This is a genomic window from Streptomyces sp. NPDC048288 (assembly GCF_043201555.1).
Lineage (GTDB): Bacteria > Actinomycetota > Actinomycetes > Streptomycetales > Streptomycetaceae > Streptomyces.
This window is the reverse complement of record NZ_JBICZD010000005.1, coordinates 543,547-558,168: the sequence shown is the minus strand read 5'-3', so window position 1 is coordinate 558,168 and position 14,622 is coordinate 543,547. Positions and strand designations below refer to the sequence as shown.

The window sequence follows — 14,622 nt, the reverse complement described above, 5'->3', positions numbered from 1 at the left end:
CTCCGGTCAGGTGGAGAGGATCGTCACCGCCGACACGCCCGGCGCGCCGTACAGGTGGGTGTAGCCGACTCGGGGGGTGCCGGGGATCTGCCGGGATCCGGCGGTGCCGCGCAGCTGGAGGACGACCTCGTGGATCTGGCGCAGGCCGGACGCGCCGATGGGTTCGCCGTTGCCGAGCAGGCCGCCGTCGGTGTTGACCGGGAGCCGGCCGCCGATCTCGGTGGCGCCCTCGGCGATCAGGCGTTCCTGCTCGCCGTCCTTGCAGAGCCCGTTCTCGGCCATGTGGATGATCTCCGACCCGGCGTCGGTGTCCTGGAGCTGGGCGACGTCGACGTCCTCCGGGCCGATGCCCGCGCGTTCGTACGCCTCCCGGGAGGCGTCCACGGTCGGGCTCCGGACGACGTCCCCGAGCGGGAAGGAGGGGCTCTGCACCTCGAAGGCGCCGAGCCGGCGGCTGCGCAGGGCGGTGGCGCGGATCCGTACCGGCGTCGAGGTGTACTTGTGGGCCTGGTCGGCGCGGCACAGGACGACGGCCGCCGCACCCTCGTCCGGGCCGCAGTACATGTACTGCCGGAGCGGGTGGTTGAGCACCGGCGAGGCGAGGATCTCCTCCTCCGACAGGGGGGTGCGGCGCCACGCCTTGTCGTTGGCGGCGGCGTTGCGGAAGTTCTTCGCGGCCACCCGGGCGAGCGTGCGCTCGCCGATGCCGTGGTCGTGCAGGTAGCGGTTGATCTTCATGCCGAAGAAGTGGGTGGTGAGGAAGAGCCCGGTCTGCCCGTACCAGGCGGGGATGCCGGCCACGGACGGGTCGGCGGCGAACGCGCCGCGCGGGTGCTTGTCCATGCCGACGGCGATGGTCAGGTCGTGTTCGCCGGTCTCGATGGCCCGGGCGGCCAGTGCCACCGCCGTACCGGCCGTGGCGCAGCCGTTGAACACCCCGCGCAGCGGCAGGCCGGTCAGGCCGAGGCGGGCCACGATCGCGTCGGGGTTGGCCACCTCGTAGCTGCCGATGTAGCCGCCCTGGATCTGCGGCCAGGTCACGCCCGCGTCGGCGAGCGCGAGGCGGACCGCGTCGGCGCCCATGTCCATGGCGGGCTTCCCGGGGAACCTGCCGAACGGGTGGAGTCCCACCCCGATGACGACGGCCTCGGTCACGATGTCTCCTCCTCGTCCGGGGCGAACGCGAACGTGACGACCTCGGTGCCGTCCTCGCGCACGGTGTACGGCACGAGGGTCAGCCGCATGGCCTGCCCGATCCTGAGCCGTGCCGGGTCGGGCTCGGTGAGGCGGGCCTCGACGAGCAGTTCGCCGGGCAGCTCGACGTATCCGACGGTGTACGGCTCGAACTCCTCGGGCCCGTCGTAGGGCGGGGAGGGCGGCCGGAAGTTCTGGGTGGTGTACGTCCACAGGGTGCCGTGGTCGGCGAGGAGCCGTTCCTTCGTGTCGGTGCCGGCGCAGCGCACGCAGTCCGGGGCGGCGGGGAAGCTCACCAGTCCGCAGGAGGAGCACTCGGATCCGATCAGGCGCGGGGAGTCGCCCGCCGTGAACAGGCCTTCGGTGACCGGGATCTGTCCGGCCGTCATGTCGGGCATCTCAGGCGCCCTTCCGGTTGCCGAGCGCGTCCGCGTTGGGGGCCGCCTTGGCCACCAGGTTGGGGACGGCGGAGGTCAGCTCGTCCTGGGTCCAGCGGGATTCGGCGCTCGCGGTGGGACCGCCCACCCAGCCCTCCAGGACCGTGACACGGTTGCCGACGACGCCGAAGACGCGGCCGGTGACCTCGCGGGAGGCGGCGGAGCCGAGCCACACCACCAGCGGGGAGATGGCCTCGGGGGTGAGGTCCTGGCTCGTCGCGGCCTCCCGCATCATGTCGATGTCCTCGGTCAGCCGGGTGAGCGCGGTCGGCGCGATGGCGTTCACCGTCACGCCGTAGCGGGCGAGTTCGGCCGCCGCGATGACGGTCAGGCTCGCGATGCCCGCTTTGGCCGAGCCGTAGTTGGACTGGCCGGGGTTGCCGAAGACACCGGAGGGTGACGTCGTGTTGATCACGCGGGCGTCGTTGCTCCGGCCGGCCTTGGCCCGCTCGCGCCAGTGGGCCGCGGCGTGGTGCAGGGTGGCGAAGCTGCCCTTGAGATGGACGGCGATCACGCTGTCCCAGTCCCGTTCGGTCATCGACACGATCATCCGGTCGCGGAGGATGCCGGCGTTGTTGACCAGCACGTCCAGGCCGCCGTAGGTGTCCACGGCCTGCCGGACGAGGCGGCCCGCCCCCTCCCAGGACGCGATGTCGTCCGTGTTGGCGACCGCCTCGCCGCCGGCGGCGACGATCTCGTCCACCACGGCCTGCGCGGGCCCCGCCGAGGCGCCCGCCCCGTCCCGGCCCCCGCCGAGGTCGTTGACCACGACCCTGGCTCCCTGCGCGGCGAAGGCCAGGGCGTGCGCCCGGCCGATGCCGTTCCCGGCGCCGGTGACGACCACCACCCGGCCGTCGACCACTGCTTCGGACATCCTCAACTCCTCGGTGACGAAGACGAATCGGCCTCGGCGAGCAGCACCCGCGGGTCCTCGCTGCCACATGCGCAGCGACCGCTTGCCACACGACCCCTGATGCCGAGCGGGGTCTCGGGCAGCGGCGAGGTGCGCAACTCCCCCGCGGCCACGTGCAGTTCCCCGTCCCGTTCGCCTACGTGCCACTCGGCGGCGTTGACGTGCGCGCCGGCGCGCTCGGGGCACTCCAGGGCGAGGGCCGGTCCGACGGCGGCCAGCACACACGCGGGCACCCCCGCACCACGCAGCACCGGTACGGCGGCGGGCCGGGCCAGCACGACCCGCGTCGGGCGGAACATCTCTCCGATGTCGGCGGTGCCGGACAGCCCTTCCAGCGTCTCCGCGGACAGGCCGACCACCGCGTCGGGGTGGAGTTCGCGGTGGAAGACCGTGGTGCGGCGGTGGTCCCAGCCCATGGCCTCGGCGATGCCGTAGGTCACCCGCAGGGTGCACAGGGCGCCGATCACCGCCTGGCCCCAGAAGCCCTCGAAGCCCGACGCGGTCAGCAGGGCCCGTTGCCCGGGCGCCAGGCCGTGCCCGCGCAGCCGTTCGGTGGCCCAGGCCGTGTCACGGGCGAGTTCCGCCCAGGTGAGGCCGGTCTCCCGCATCCCGGCGGGGGTGGGGAAGCGGACGAGGTAGGCGAGTTCGGGCCGTTCCAGTTCCCGGGCGTGGGCGAGGGTGTCGGCGCGGGCCATCAGCTCTTCACCACCCGGGGGAACTTGGCGACGCTGGTCATGGTCTGCAGCAACTCCTCTTCGGTGCGCAGGTCGAGCACCGGTTTGACCCCGGTCCGCTCCCGCACGGCCTCGATCAGCCGTCCGGCCAGCGCGTCGGGATCGCCGGTGAGGTGGGGGTCGTAGCCGACCCGGAGCCGCAGTTCGTCGACCTCGCGGCCCTGCCGGACGATCTGGAACACCCCGGCGACCGTCTCCGGCTGGTCCTCCACCGCCTGCCAGATGTCCCGCAGTACGACGGCCCGGCCGCGCACCACGGTCTCGTCGCCGCGGCGGCCTGCCACCCACATCCGGGCGTGGGTGCGTCCGCAGCCGCAGGTGTCGCGGGCGAGGCGGACCAGGTCCTCACTGCGGTAGCGGATGAGGGGTGCGGCGCGGTTGTCGAGGTCGGTGGCGACGAGTTCTCCGAGGTCGCCCTCGGCGGCGTCGTGCCAGCCGTCCTCCGTGACCTCGACGCACTCGGGGAAGACGGTGTCCTCCCACAGGTGGAAGCCGTCGTGCTCGCGGCACTCCCAGGCCGTGCCGGTGTCGGCGGCGCTGGTGTACTCGTAGACGTCGATGCCCCAGTCGTCGCGGATCCGGGCGCGCATCCTGCGGCTGAGCGGCTGGCCGGCGCAGGAGGCGCCCTTGAGGGACGAGAACGCCTCCCGCAGGTCCGTGCTCTCGGCCAGCCGTTCCAACTCCACCATCTGCGGATACATCATCTGGAGGTAGGCGGGCCGGTAGGTGCGCAGGGCGTCGACGACCTCCTGCATCCTGCCCATCCAGGTGTCCACCTCGATGACCACGGCGCCCAGCGCCTGGTAGCCGGCGTCCATGAGGTTGCGGAAGGTGCCGGGCGGGCTGAGCACCCGGTCCCCCGGCCGGAGGCCCAGCTCCCACAGGTCCCGCACCTGCGCGGTGACCAGGGGCGGGGCGCCCTGCCAGATCTCGGCGAAGAACTCCGGGTCGCCGGTGGTGCCCGAGCTGGAGGAGACGGAGGTCAGTTCCTCGACGGGGACGCAGAGCAGCCCCCCGAAGGGGTCGCCGGTGCGGGCCCGGTGGGCGCGGACCATGTCCTTGGTGATGAACGGCACCCGGTCCCGGAAGTCCTCCAGGCAGCGGATGTCGCGGGGGTGCACCCCGTGTCCGTCCCACAGCTCGCGGTAGAAGGCGGAGCGGCCGTAGGCGTACTCGACGAGCTCCAGGACCTGTTCCTCCTGCCGCGCCTCCAGGCGGTCGCGCGGCATGGTCTCCACCAGCGGCTCGAAGTACCTGTCAGCGGTGTCCCGATCACCGGCCATGGCGCCTCCTCGCGGCTCAGCTGCCCAGATCTTCCAGCTATCAGCGCAATCAGTCAACCAATTCGACTGATTAAGCGATCGGGCATGATCTCGACCCCGTTCACGTCTTCCCTCCACACGCTCCCCCACCTAAAATAGCTAACTGATTGCATCCATTCAGTCGAAGGAGCGCCATGACCAAGCTCTGGGTCAACTCAGGGGACTCCCATGTGATGGAACCCGCCGACCTGTGGACCGAGGCGCTGCCGCCCCGGTTGGCCGCCCGGGCGCCGCGCAGTGAGCGCGGCGAGAAGTACGAGGTGCTCTACATCGACGACCAGCGCGTCGACCGCCAGCTCGGCGACTTCATGGACGCCATGCGACCGCCGGGCGCCTGGGACCTCAAGGTCCGGCTCAAGGACCTCGACCAGGAGGGCGTGTGGGGCCAGCTGGCCTTCCCCTCCATGGGGTTCTGGCTCGTCTCCATCACCGACCGCGAGCTCGCCCGGGAGACCGTGCGCGCCTGGAACGACTGGGCCTACGACGAGGTCCTGTGCAGGAACAAGCGCGTCATCACCCCCGCCTGCGTGTCGACCGCGAACATCGAGGACGCGGTCAAGGAGGTCGAGCGGGTCGCCGAACTCGGCTTCCAGGCGGTGTTCCTGCCCTGCTCGACCCGGCCCGGCGAGGAGTACGCGCTCGACCGCTGGGAGCCGCTGTGGACGGCGGTGGAGCGGGCCGGCCTGGTGCTCGGCTTCCACATCGGCACCGGCGCCGAGACCGTCGTCTTCCGCGGTCCGGGCGGCGCGGTCGTCAACTACATGGAGACCACCTATCCGGGCATGCGGGTGATCTCCCACATGGTCGCGGGCGGCGCCCTGGACCGGCATCCCGATCTGCGGATGCTCATCGCGGAGGGCGGCGCGGGCTGGGTGCCGGCCATCGGCGACCGCATGGACGAGGCCTACCGCCAGCACGGCATGTTCGTCCGCCCGAAGCTGAGCCGGCTGCCCAGCGAGATCATCAGGCAGCAGGTCTACGCCTCCTTCCAGCACGACAAGAGCTCGGTGGAGATCGTCGAGTCCACCGGCTACCGGAACGTGATGTGGGGCGACGACTACCCTCACCTGGAGGGCACCTACGGCCACACCCAGTCCACGCTCCACGACCTGTTCGACGGGGTGCCGGACGACATCCGCGACCGGGTCACCCGCGGCACCTTCAACGAGCTGTTCCGCCTGCCGGAGCAGACTCCCCAGGAGGCGGCCGTCTGAGCGGCACCACCCCCGGCACCGCTCCCCCCTACCCCGAGGACCTGGAGCGGCCGGGACTCGTGCGGACGGGCCGGTCGACGTTCGTCCGGCCGGTCCGGCCCGAGGACGCCGACCGGCTGGTCGCCTTCGTCGCCGGGCTGTCCCGGCAGACCCTCGCCTACCGCTCCCTCGGGCCCGTGGTCCGGGTGCGCGACGACGTCATCCGGCGCGGCGCGCACGTGGACTACCTCGACGAACTGGCGCTGGTCGCCCTGGCGGGGGACGACATCGCGGGACTCGTACGCTACGTCCGCGACCCTCGGGAACCGGAGCACGCCGAGGTCACGTTCACCATCCGGGACGACCACCAGAGCGAGGGCTTCGGCCGGCTGCTCCTGGAGCACATCGCGGCGGCGGCCCGGGCCCGTGGCATCCGGGTCCTGGAGGCCGACGTCCTCGCGGACAACACCCGGATGATCAACGTGTTCCTCGGCTCCGGCTTCCGGGTCGAGGCCGGGCCGCCCGGCCAGATCATCCACTTCGAGATCGCCGTCGACCCGCAGGCCCAGGCCCTGGCCCGGGCCGAACGCCGCGAGCAGACCGCGGTACGGCGCTCCCTGCGGCCCCTGCTCGAACCGCGGTCGGTCGCGGTGATCGGCGCCAACCGCGAGCCGCTGACGATCGGCCACGAGATCGTGGCCAACCTGCGGCGCGGCGGCTTCACCGGCGGCGTGTTCCCGGTCAACCCGCACGCCGGACAGGTCGCAGGGGCACGGGCGTACGCGGATGTCCGCGACCTGCCCGAGGCACCGGACCTGGCCCTGGTCGCCGTCCGGGCCGAGGCCGTGCCCGAGGTCGTAAGGGACTGCGCCGAGGCCGGGGTCAAGGCGGTGGTCGTCGTCTCCAGCGGCTTCGGCGAGACCGGTCCCGCAGGCCGGGCCGCGGAGCGTGAACTGGCCCGGTTCGCGCGGGCGTCCGGGATGCGGCTGGTGGGCCCGAACTGCATGGGCGTCGTCAACACGACGCCGGCCGCGCGGCTCGCCGCGACCTTCTCCCCCGCCCTGCCGGCGCCCGGCCGGGTGGCCATGTCCAGCCAGTCGGGGCCGCTCGGGCTCGCCGTGCTCGACCATGCCCGCAGGCTCGGGCTCGGCTTCTCCGGCTTCGTGTCGGTCGGCCACGCCGTGGACGTGTCCACCAACGACCTGCTCAGGTGGTGGGAGGAGGACCCGGCCACCTCCGTGATCCTGCTGCACGTCGAGACGTTCGGAAATCCGCGCCGCTTCGCCCGCATCGCCCGCCGCATCGCGCCCCGCAAGCCGATCATCGCCGTCCACCCGGGCGGCCCGGCAGACTCGGCGGTGAGTTCCTTGTTCGCGCAGTCCGGGGTGATCCGCACCCGCGGTCTGCAGGAACTGTTCGACGTGGCCCTGCTCCTCTCCCACCAGCCCCCGCCGCCCGGCGACCGCGTCGCGGTGATCACCAACGCGGGCGGCCCCGCGGCGCTGACGGTCGGCGCCTGCACGGCGAACGGCCTGCGCGTGCCCCCGCTCGGCGAGCGCACCCGGCAGCGACTGGGCCGCGTTCTCGCGCCCGGCGCCGAGATCGGCAACCCCGTCGACCTCACCCCGACGGCGACCGCCGCCCACTACCGGCAGGCCCTGGACGCGGCCCTCGCCGACGACGGCATCGACGCCGCGATCGTCCTGTTCATGCCGCCGCTCGCGGACCAGCCCGACGAGGTGGCGTCGGCCATCCTCGACGCCGCCGCCGCGGCACCCGAGAAGCCGGTCGTGACCAGCTTCCTGGGCAGCGCGGGCATCACCGGCCCCCTGCGCCGGGACGGGCTGGCCGTACCGTCGTACACCTTCCCGGAGGCGGCTGCCGCCTCGCTCGGGCATGCGGCGGCCTACCAGGCCTGGCGCTCCACCGCCGCGGGCGTCGTCCCCGACCTGCCGGGGATCGACGTGGACCGGGCGCGTTCCCTGCTCACCGGAGCCGGCCAAGGCACCGGCACAGCCGCCGAACTGCTCGCCGCCTACGGCATCCGCGTCCACGACCCCGGCCAGGGTCAGGGCCTGGACGCGTTCCTGTCCGTCGGCTCCGACCCGGTCTTCGGCCCGGTCATCTCCTTCGGCCTCACCGGCGGATACGCCGACCTGATGGCGGACGTCGCCCACCGGGTCACCCCGCTGAGCGACCGCGACGCCCGGGAGATGGTCCGCTCGCTGCGGGCGGCTCCGCTGCTGGAGGGCAGGGCGGGCGCACCCGGCGTGGATCTGGCCGCCCTGGAGGAGACGGTGCTGCGGCTGTCGGCGATGGTCGAGGACCTCCCCGAGATAGCGGCCCTCGACCTGCGTCCCGTACGACTGCTGCCGCCCGGCGCCGGGATCGCGGTGACCCGCGCGACGGTCCGCCTGACGCACGACACCCCTGGAGGTTCCCGGTGAAGGTGGGCATCTACTTCGACCTGCGCAATCCCCCGCCCTGGCGACAGAACTGGTCCCGGCTGTACGGCTTCGCGCTGGAGATGTGCGAGGAGGCGGACCGGCTCGGCCTGGACTCGGTGTGGTTCTCCGAGCACCACGGCTTCGAGGACGGCTACCTGCCCCAGCCCCTCACCATGGCCGCCGCTGCCGCCGCCCGCACCCGGCGGCTGCGCCTGGGCACCGCCGTCGTGGCCGCGCCGCTGCACGCGGCCCCCGAGATCGCCGAACAGGCCGCCCTCGTGGACATCCTGAGCGACGGCCGCCTGGACCTCGGGCTCGGCACCGGCTACCGGGTCCCGGAGTACCGGCTGTACGGCGCGGACCTCGCCAAGCGCTACACCACGACCGATCAACGCGTTCGTGAGATACGGGAGTTGTGGGCCTCGGGCCGGGTCACCCCCGGCCCGGTCCAGGACCCGCTGCCGATCTGGCTCGGCTACCAGGGCCCGCAGGGTGCCCGGCGGGCCGGGCGGCTCGGCACGGGTCTGCTCTCGCTCGACCCGGCGCTCCTCGCGCCGTACCGCGAGGGGCTGGCCGAGAGCGGGTACGACGGCGCGGCGGCCCGGATGCAGGGCTCGTTCACCACCTTCGTCACCGAGGACCCGGAGGCCGACTGGCCCGTGGTGCGCAGACACCTCTCGTACCAGTGGGACAGCTACCGCCGTTACATGGTGGAGGGCACCGACCAGCCCGTGCCCCGCCCCATCGACCCCGACAGGTGGCGGGAGACGGGGCTCGCCGCGACCGGCGTCGGCCAGTTCCTGTACGGCACGCCGGAGACCGTCGCCGAGGCCGTCAGGTCGTACGTGAAGGGCCTGCCGGCCGAGGGGGTCTTTCTGTGGGCGTCCCTGGCCGGGATGCCGGAGGACATGGTGGCCCGCCAGGTCCGGCTGATCGCGGGAACGCTGCGGCCGTTGCTGGCCGATGTCTGACGTTCCTGAGCTGTGACGTTCCGGTGTGTTCCGGCGTTCTGATGTGTTGCGGCGTTCTGATACGAGGAGTTGGGCGATGTCGACAAGATCCGGTGCCACGGAGGCGGCGGCCTCGGAGTTCCAGGAGCCGCCGCGCACGCCGGGCGGTGTCGCCCTGTGCGGTGCCTGTCGCGGCGCCGGCTCCTGCCACCTGGGGGTGGAGCGGGAGCGGCTCGACGAGGACGGGGTGGCCTGGTTCGACCTCAGCTGCCCACCGGACCAGGAGGGCGGCCCGAACGTCGCGCACGGCGGCTGGACGGCGGCCGTGCTGGACGACTGCCTCGGCCATCTTCCGCTGCTGCACCGGGTGTTGAGTGTCACGGCCGAGCTGACCGTGAGCTTCGTCAAGCCGGTTCCGGTGCGGCACCCGCTGCGCGTGCGGGCCTGGGTCGAGCGGCGGGAGGGCTCCCGCTGGTACCTCGCGGGTGAGTTGGTGCTGCTGCCGACGCAAGCCGTACTGGCCCGGGCCTCCGGGATCTGGGTGACCCGGGACCAGGGCCATTTCGCACGGCACGAGCGCTGGCTCGCGGAGCAGGCGGAGGCTCAGTAGCCGCGCAGGCCCATGGAGCGGGCGATGCCGTTGCGCTGGATCTGGCTGGTGCCGCCGGAGATGGTGGCGACGATCGACTCCCGGTAGCGGAAGCTCATCACGCTCTCCGTGGAGAAGCCGTGCCCCGCGCACACCTGCATGCCGAGCCGGGCGGCGGCCACGTAGGTCTCCGACCCCTTCAGCTTGGCCATCGAGCCCTCCCGGGTGCAGGGTCTGCCCTGGGCGAGCAGCCAGGCCGCGCGGTAGGCCAGCAGCCTGGCCGAGTCGATCTCGGTCTGCAGGTCGGCCATGGCGTGGGCGAGGACCTGGAAGTTGCCGATCGGACGTCCGAAGGCGTGCCGGGTGCGGGCGTACTCCAGCATCTCGTCCAAGGTGGCCTGGGCGGCGCCGAGATACCCGCCGCTGATGATCACCTTCTCCAGTTCGATGTTGGAGAGCATCACCTTCCAGCCCTCGTCACGGGGGCCGACGAGGTTCTCCTTGGGCACCCGGACGTCGTTGAGGAACACCTCGTTGGTGCCCAGGATGTGCCGGGCCAGGGTCGGCGTCCGGCACACCTCGACGCCCTCCGTGGTCGGGTCGACGAGGAGGAGGCTGATCCCGCCGTGCTTGGGTTCCCGGGGCCCGGTGCGGACATAGGCCGCGATGGTGGTGTGGGGCAGCCCGGCCCCGGTGCACCAGGCCTTCTGGCCGCGCACCAGGAAGTGGTCGCCGTGGTCCTCGGCGCTGGTGCGCAGCGCCGCCGCGTCGGACCCGCTGTCCGGCTCGCTGAGGCCGACGGCCAGCCGGTGGCGCCCGGTCATCACCTGCTCGCGGATGAAGCGGCGCTGCTCCTCGTCCCCCCAGCGGAACACGGTGATGCCGGGGATGAGCACCCCGATGTAGCACATGGCCACGTCGAAACTGGCCCGCCCGAGTTCCTCGGCTATGAGGATGAGCTCCAGCGGCCCACCGCCGTCACCCCCCTCCTCCTCGCCGAACGGCAGCGAGAACCAGCCGAGGTCGGCCATGCCCCGGAACAGCTCGGGCGGTACGACGCCTTGCTCGTCCCACTCCTTGGCCTTCTCCGCGGGGCACACGTCGGCGACGAACTGCCGTGCCGTCGCGCGCAACAGATCCTGCTCGTCGGTCAGTCCGAAGTCCACGGCCACCCCTGAGAACGATCAGCGAATTCATCTATCTAATTTCACTATGTTAGTTGATTCGCGTCGGCCCACATAGAGGTCATGTCCAGGAGTGACGAGGGACGCCTGTGTCAGATGCGGTCGCGCAGCCGCCTCTCGCGGCCGTAGAGGCCGACGACGAGGAGGATCAGCCCGCCGGTGATCATGTCCTGGGACGCCGAGGAGAGCTGGTTGGCGCTGAGCAGCAGGGCGACCACCGACAGCACCAGCGCGCCGAGCACCGTACGCCAGTAGTCGCCGCGACCGCCGAACATGGTGCCGCCGACGATGACCGCCGCCAGGGACTGGAAGAGGTAGGGGTCGCCGATGGTGACGTTGCCCGAGCCCGAGTAGCCCGCGAGCAGGATGCCCACGCAGGTGGCCAGCACCGCGCTGGCAACGTAGGCGTAGATCCAGGTGCGGTTGACCCGTACCAGGGCGAGCCGGGCGGCGGGCTGGTTGACGCCGGTCAGGTAGAGGTTCCGTCCGGCGCGGGTGCGGGTGAGCACCAGGCCGATGACGATCGCCACCACCGCCCAGATGACGACCACCGGCGGGATGCCGATGCCGAAGGTGGTGCCGTTGGCGGCCGTCAGCTTGCCCAGCCATGCCGGGGCGACCCCGGTGGCGGAGCCGTTGATCCACTTGAGCACCAGACCGGACAGCAGCGCGCTGACGCCCAGCGTCACGATGAGCGGCTCGACCTTGAAGCGGTACGACAGCACTCCGTTGAGGAGACCGCCCAGCACGCCGACGGCCAGCGCGACCGCCACCGCGGCCCCGGTGGACCAGTGGTCGGTGCCGCACAGTTCGGCGATGATGACGTTGCCGGCCGAGATGAACGCGGCGATCGAGAAGTCGATGCCGCCCACCAGGACGACGATGGTCTGTCCGGCGCCGGCCAGGCCCAGCAGCGAGGCGTTGACGAGGATGGCGTAGAGCACGCGCTGCGAGCCGAAGCCTTCGATGGTGCTCAGGCCGTAGACGTACAGCGCCGCCAGGGCGAGCAGTTGGAACAGGGGGAACCGGCGCTGCCACTCGGTGAGGGTGTGCAGCAGGGGCATCCCGCCCGCTCCCGTCGCCGGGTCCGCGACCGCGGTGTCTGTGGTCATGCGACGGCCCTCCTGCGGGCGTTGGTCAACACGGCGCCCACGACCACGGCGAACAGCAGCATCGCGCCGTAGATCGCGGTGGACCACAGAGTGGACACCTTCACCACGTTGAGCAGGTTGTTGATCAGGTAGATGCTCGCCGCGCCGAGCAGCGAGCCGAACAGGGAGCCCCGGCCGCCGGCCAGCGAGGTGCCGCCGAGGGCCACCGCGGCGATGGCGAGCAGGGTGTACTGCGCCGACATGCTGGCCGCGCCCTCGCTGATGAGGGACATCAGGGCGATTCCGGCGATGCCCGCGTAGAGGCCGCCGAGGGAGTACGCGGCGATGCGGACCTTCGGCACGTTCACTCCGGCGGAGAAGGCGGTGGCGTCGTCGCCGCCGACCGCGTACAGCGCCTTGACGAACGGCGTCCGGGACAGGCCCCACCAGATCAGCAGCGGGGCGCCGATGGTCAGCAGGGCGCCGGGGACCGGGCCGAAGGAACCGGCCAGGTCCTTGGTCCACGAGGTGCTGCCGGAGGGCACGGTGTCGCCCTGCACCTGGGTGGCCAGGCCGCCGATGACGATGTTGGCGCAGAGCGTGGCCACCACCGGCTGGAAGCGCAGTACGGCCACCAGGACGCCGTTGACCGCGCCGATGGCCGCGCCGATCGCCAGGCAGACGGGGATCACGACGAAGGGCGAGGTCAGGCCGTTGGGCAGCAGGTTCGCCACGATGACGATGTCGATCAGGGTCAGCAGCGGGCCGATCGAGATGTCGATGCCGCCGCCGCCCGAGAGGATCGCCGGGGTGCTGGCCATCGCCGCCACGGCCAGCGGTGCGAAGGACGCGAGCACCGCCGCCCAGTTGTCGTAGGCCAGGAACGCCGGCTGCAGGGCGGTGTTGACCACGAGCAGGAGCAGCGCGAGGAGTCCGGCGAACGCGTACGGGCGCTTGCCGAGCTGGCCCCGCAGGAAGTCGAGGGCATTCATGCGTCACCATCCGGGGAGGCGGAGCCGGCGACCGATGAGGTGACCGTGCGGCCGAAGAACGCGGCGACCAGGGACTGACGGGTCAGGGACGGGCGGTCGAGGGTCGTGGAGTGCGAGCCCTCGCGGAAGACGAGAACGCGGTCCATGAGCTCGATGTGCTCGTCGACCTCCGTCGAGAGCATGACGACCGCGACACCGCGCGCCGTCAGCTCGTCCAGGAGCGCGTAGATGTCGCGCTTGGCGCCGATGTCCACGCCCCGGGTGGGGTCGTTGAGCAGGAGGACGTCCGGGCGGCGGGCGAGCCAGCGGGCGATGACGATCTTCTGCTGGTTGCCGCCGGACAGCGTGGTGATGGGGTCGGACTCGCGGCCCATCCGGACCTTGAGGCCGGACCGGTACTCCGCGAAGCGGCCCAGCGCGGAGGCCCGTGACAGCAGCCCGAAGCGGGTGTCCCTGTCCTGGGTGGCGGCCGAGAAGTTCTCCCGGATGGAGAGCGTCCCGAACAGGGCCTCGCCGCGCCGGTCGCGCGGTACGTAGCCGATGCCGGCCGCAGCCGCCCGCTGCTCGGAGCGGATCCGGGTCTCGTCGCCCACCTCCACGCGCGCGACGGACCCGTCACCCGAAGGACCGTGCCACAGCGCCTTGATGAAGGCGTCCTGACCGTGGCCCTCAAGCCCGGCCAGGCCGACCATCTCGCCGGCCCGCAGCTCGAAGTCGACCGGTTCGGCGTCCGGCCGGAGCCTGACCCCGCGTACCCGCAGCAGTACCGGCGCGTCGGCGGCGGGGCCGCTGCGGTGGGCGAGCGTGCCGCCCTCGGGGATGTCGGTGAGGTGTTCGGCGCCGGTCATCAGGCGCACCAGCTCGGCCGTGGTGGCTTCGTCGGCGTCGAGGGTGGCCACCGACTCGCCCGAGCGCAGCACGGACACCCGGTCGGAGATCGCGTCGACCTCGTCCATGCGGTGGGAGACGAACAGCACGGCCATGCCGGCCGCCTTGCGCCGGGCGATGGCCTCGAAGAGCCGGTCGCGGGTGGCCACGTCGAGCGCGCTGGTGGCCTCGTCCAGGATCAGCACCCTGGGCTCGCGGACCAGCGCGCGGGCGATGCCGCAGGCCTGCCGGTCGCTCAGCGAGAGCTGTTCGACCGGGGTGTCCAGGTCGGGCGCCGCGCCGAGCAGTTCGCCCAGGACGGCGCCGGCCCTGGCCCGCTTGTCCGCCTCGGAGATCCGCCGCCGGAAGACGCCGTCGGCGCCGAGCCAGACGTTCTCCAGCACGGAGCGCGGGCCGACCACCAGAACCTCCTGGTAGACGGCCATCACCCCGGCGGCGATCGCGGCCGCCGGGCCGCCGAGGCGGACCGCACGGCCGCCGACCTGGTAGCCGCCGGAGTCCGGGGCGTGCACCCCGGTGAGAATCTTGACCAGGGTGCTCTTCCCGGACCCGTTCTCGCCCATCAGGGCATGGACCTCGCCGGCCAGAAGCCGGAGCGAACAGGACCGCAAGGCCCTGGTCGCTCCGAACGACTTGGCGAGACCGGTGACTTCGAGGGCCACCTGGCTCTGCTCGCTCAACGTACTTG

At 72.2% G+C, this 14,622-nt stretch carries 13 protein-coding genes; 4 read left to right on the top strand and 9 right to left on the bottom strand.

Annotated elements, in window-relative coordinates; genetic code table 11:
- Positions 1-6: 6 nt before the first annotated feature.
- From ACGFZS_RS21280 to ACGFZS_RS21260, 5 genes are read right to left on the bottom strand one after another with little or no spacing between them, the layout of a single operon-like run.
- Positions 7-1,155: a thiolase family protein gene (locus ACGFZS_RS21280; RefSeq protein ID WP_393796424.1), complete on the bottom strand. Its 1,149-nt coding sequence runs from the start codon at positions 1,153-1,155 to the stop codon at positions 7-9.
- The gene (locus ACGFZS_RS21275) at positions 1,152-1,592 is read right to left on the bottom strand and encodes a Zn-ribbon domain-containing OB-fold protein (RefSeq protein ID WP_393796423.1); all 441 of its coding nucleotides are present in this window, start codon (positions 1,590-1,592) and stop codon (positions 1,152-1,154) included. Before ACGFZS_RS21275 ends, ACGFZS_RS21280 begins: the two co-directional genes overlap by 4 nt.
- 1 nt (position 1,593) lies before the next feature.
- Positions 1,594-2,505, bottom strand: a complete 912-nt coding sequence (locus tag ACGFZS_RS21270; protein ID WP_355726174.1) for an SDR family oxidoreductase — start codon at positions 2,503-2,505, stop codon at positions 1,594-1,596.
- Positions 2,506-2,507: 2 nt separating this feature from the next.
- The gene (locus tag ACGFZS_RS21265; protein WP_393796422.1) at positions 2,508-3,239 is read right to left on the bottom strand and encodes a hypothetical protein; all 732 of its coding nucleotides are present in this window, start codon (positions 3,237-3,239) and stop codon (positions 2,508-2,510) included.
- Entirely contained in the window at positions 3,239-4,561 is a 1,323-nt protein-coding gene (locus ACGFZS_RS21260; RefSeq protein ID WP_362593609.1) for a phenylacetate--CoA ligase family protein, read from the bottom strand. The genes ACGFZS_RS21265 and ACGFZS_RS21260 overlap by 1 nt, the downstream gene beginning before the upstream one ends.
- Positions 4,562-4,734: 173 nt before the next feature.
- Here ACGFZS_RS21260 and ACGFZS_RS21255 point away from each other — a divergent pair, with 173 nt between their 5' ends.
- The 4 genes from ACGFZS_RS21255 (at position 4,735) to ACGFZS_RS21240 (ending at position 9,800) form a co-directional block, all read left to right on the top strand.
- The gene (locus tag ACGFZS_RS21255; RefSeq protein WP_362655283.1) at positions 4,735-5,814 is read left to right on the top strand and encodes an amidohydrolase family protein; all 1,080 of its coding nucleotides are present in this window, start codon (positions 4,735-4,737) and stop codon (positions 5,812-5,814) included.
- Positions 5,815-5,873: 59 nt separating this feature from the next.
- The gene (locus ACGFZS_RS21250; protein ID WP_393796421.1) at positions 5,874-8,240 is read left to right on the top strand and encodes a GNAT family N-acetyltransferase; all 2,367 of its coding nucleotides are present in this window, start codon (positions 5,874-5,876) and stop codon (positions 8,238-8,240) included.
- Complete coding sequence (locus ACGFZS_RS21245) at positions 8,237-9,211, top strand: LLM class flavin-dependent oxidoreductase (protein ID WP_393796420.1); 975 nt, start codon at positions 8,237-8,239, stop codon at positions 9,209-9,211. Before ACGFZS_RS21250 ends, ACGFZS_RS21245 begins: the two co-directional genes overlap by 4 nt.
- Positions 9,212-9,287: 76 nt before the next feature.
- The gene (locus ACGFZS_RS21240) at positions 9,288-9,800 is read left to right on the top strand and encodes a PaaI family thioesterase (protein ID WP_393796419.1); all 513 of its coding nucleotides are present in this window, start codon (positions 9,288-9,290) and stop codon (positions 9,798-9,800) included.
- Here the strand turns inward: ACGFZS_RS21240 and ACGFZS_RS21235 are convergent.
- From ACGFZS_RS21235 to ACGFZS_RS21220, 4 genes are all read right to left on the bottom strand, one after another.
- Positions 9,794-10,945, bottom strand: coding sequence for an acyl-CoA dehydrogenase family protein (locus ACGFZS_RS21235; RefSeq protein WP_393796418.1), 1,152 nt, complete (start codon positions 10,943-10,945; stop codon positions 9,794-9,796). The genes ACGFZS_RS21240 and ACGFZS_RS21235 overlap by 7 nt on opposite strands.
- A 110-nt stretch (positions 10,946-11,055) precedes the next feature.
- Positions 11,056-12,075 (bottom strand): ABC transporter permease, encoded by a 1,020-nt coding sequence (locus ACGFZS_RS21230; protein WP_393796417.1) that lies wholly within the window; start codon positions 12,073-12,075, stop codon positions 11,056-11,058.
- Positions 12,072-13,046 (bottom strand): ABC transporter permease, encoded by a 975-nt coding sequence (locus ACGFZS_RS21225; RefSeq protein ID WP_393796416.1) that lies wholly within the window; start codon positions 13,044-13,046, stop codon positions 12,072-12,074. The genes ACGFZS_RS21230 and ACGFZS_RS21225 overlap by 4 nt, the downstream gene beginning before the upstream one ends.
- Entirely contained in the window at positions 13,043-14,614 is a 1,572-nt protein-coding gene (locus ACGFZS_RS21220; protein ID WP_393796415.1) for a sugar ABC transporter ATP-binding protein, read from the bottom strand. The genes ACGFZS_RS21225 and ACGFZS_RS21220 overlap by 4 nt, the downstream gene beginning before the upstream one ends.
- Between the last annotated feature and the right edge of the window lie 8 nt (positions 14,615-14,622).

Bases quoted from the DNA above. Each gene is read 5' to 3' on its own strand.
- ACGFZS_RS21275 (WP_393796423.1), bottom strand. From the start codon at position 1,592: ATGCCCGACATGACGGCCGGACAGATCCCGGTCACCGAAGGCCTGTTC.
- ACGFZS_RS21270 (WP_355726174.1), bottom strand. From the start codon at position 2,505: ATGTCCGAAGCAGTGGTCGACGGCCGGGTGGTGGTCGTCACCGGCGCC.
- ACGFZS_RS21265 (WP_393796422.1), bottom strand. From the start codon at position 3,239: ATGGCCCGCGCCGACACCCTCGCCCACGCCCGGGAACTGGAACGGCCC.
- ACGFZS_RS21260 (WP_362593609.1), bottom strand. From the start codon at position 4,561: ATGGCCGGTGATCGGGACACCGCTGACAGGTACTTCGAGCCGCTGGTG.
- ACGFZS_RS21255 (WP_362655283.1), top strand. From the start codon at position 4,735: ATGACCAAGCTCTGGGTCAACTCAGGGGACTCCCATGTGATGGAACCC.
- ACGFZS_RS21240 (WP_393796419.1), top strand. From the start codon at position 9,288: ATGTCGACAAGATCCGGTGCCACGGAGGCGGCGGCCTCGGAGTTCCAG.
- ACGFZS_RS21230 (WP_393796417.1), bottom strand. From the start codon at position 12,075: ATGACCACAGACACCGCGGTCGCGGACCCGGCGACGGGAGCGGGCGGG.
- ACGFZS_RS21225 (WP_393796416.1), bottom strand. From the start codon at position 13,046: ATGAATGCCCTCGACTTCCTGCGGGGCCAGCTCGGCAAGCGCCCGTAC.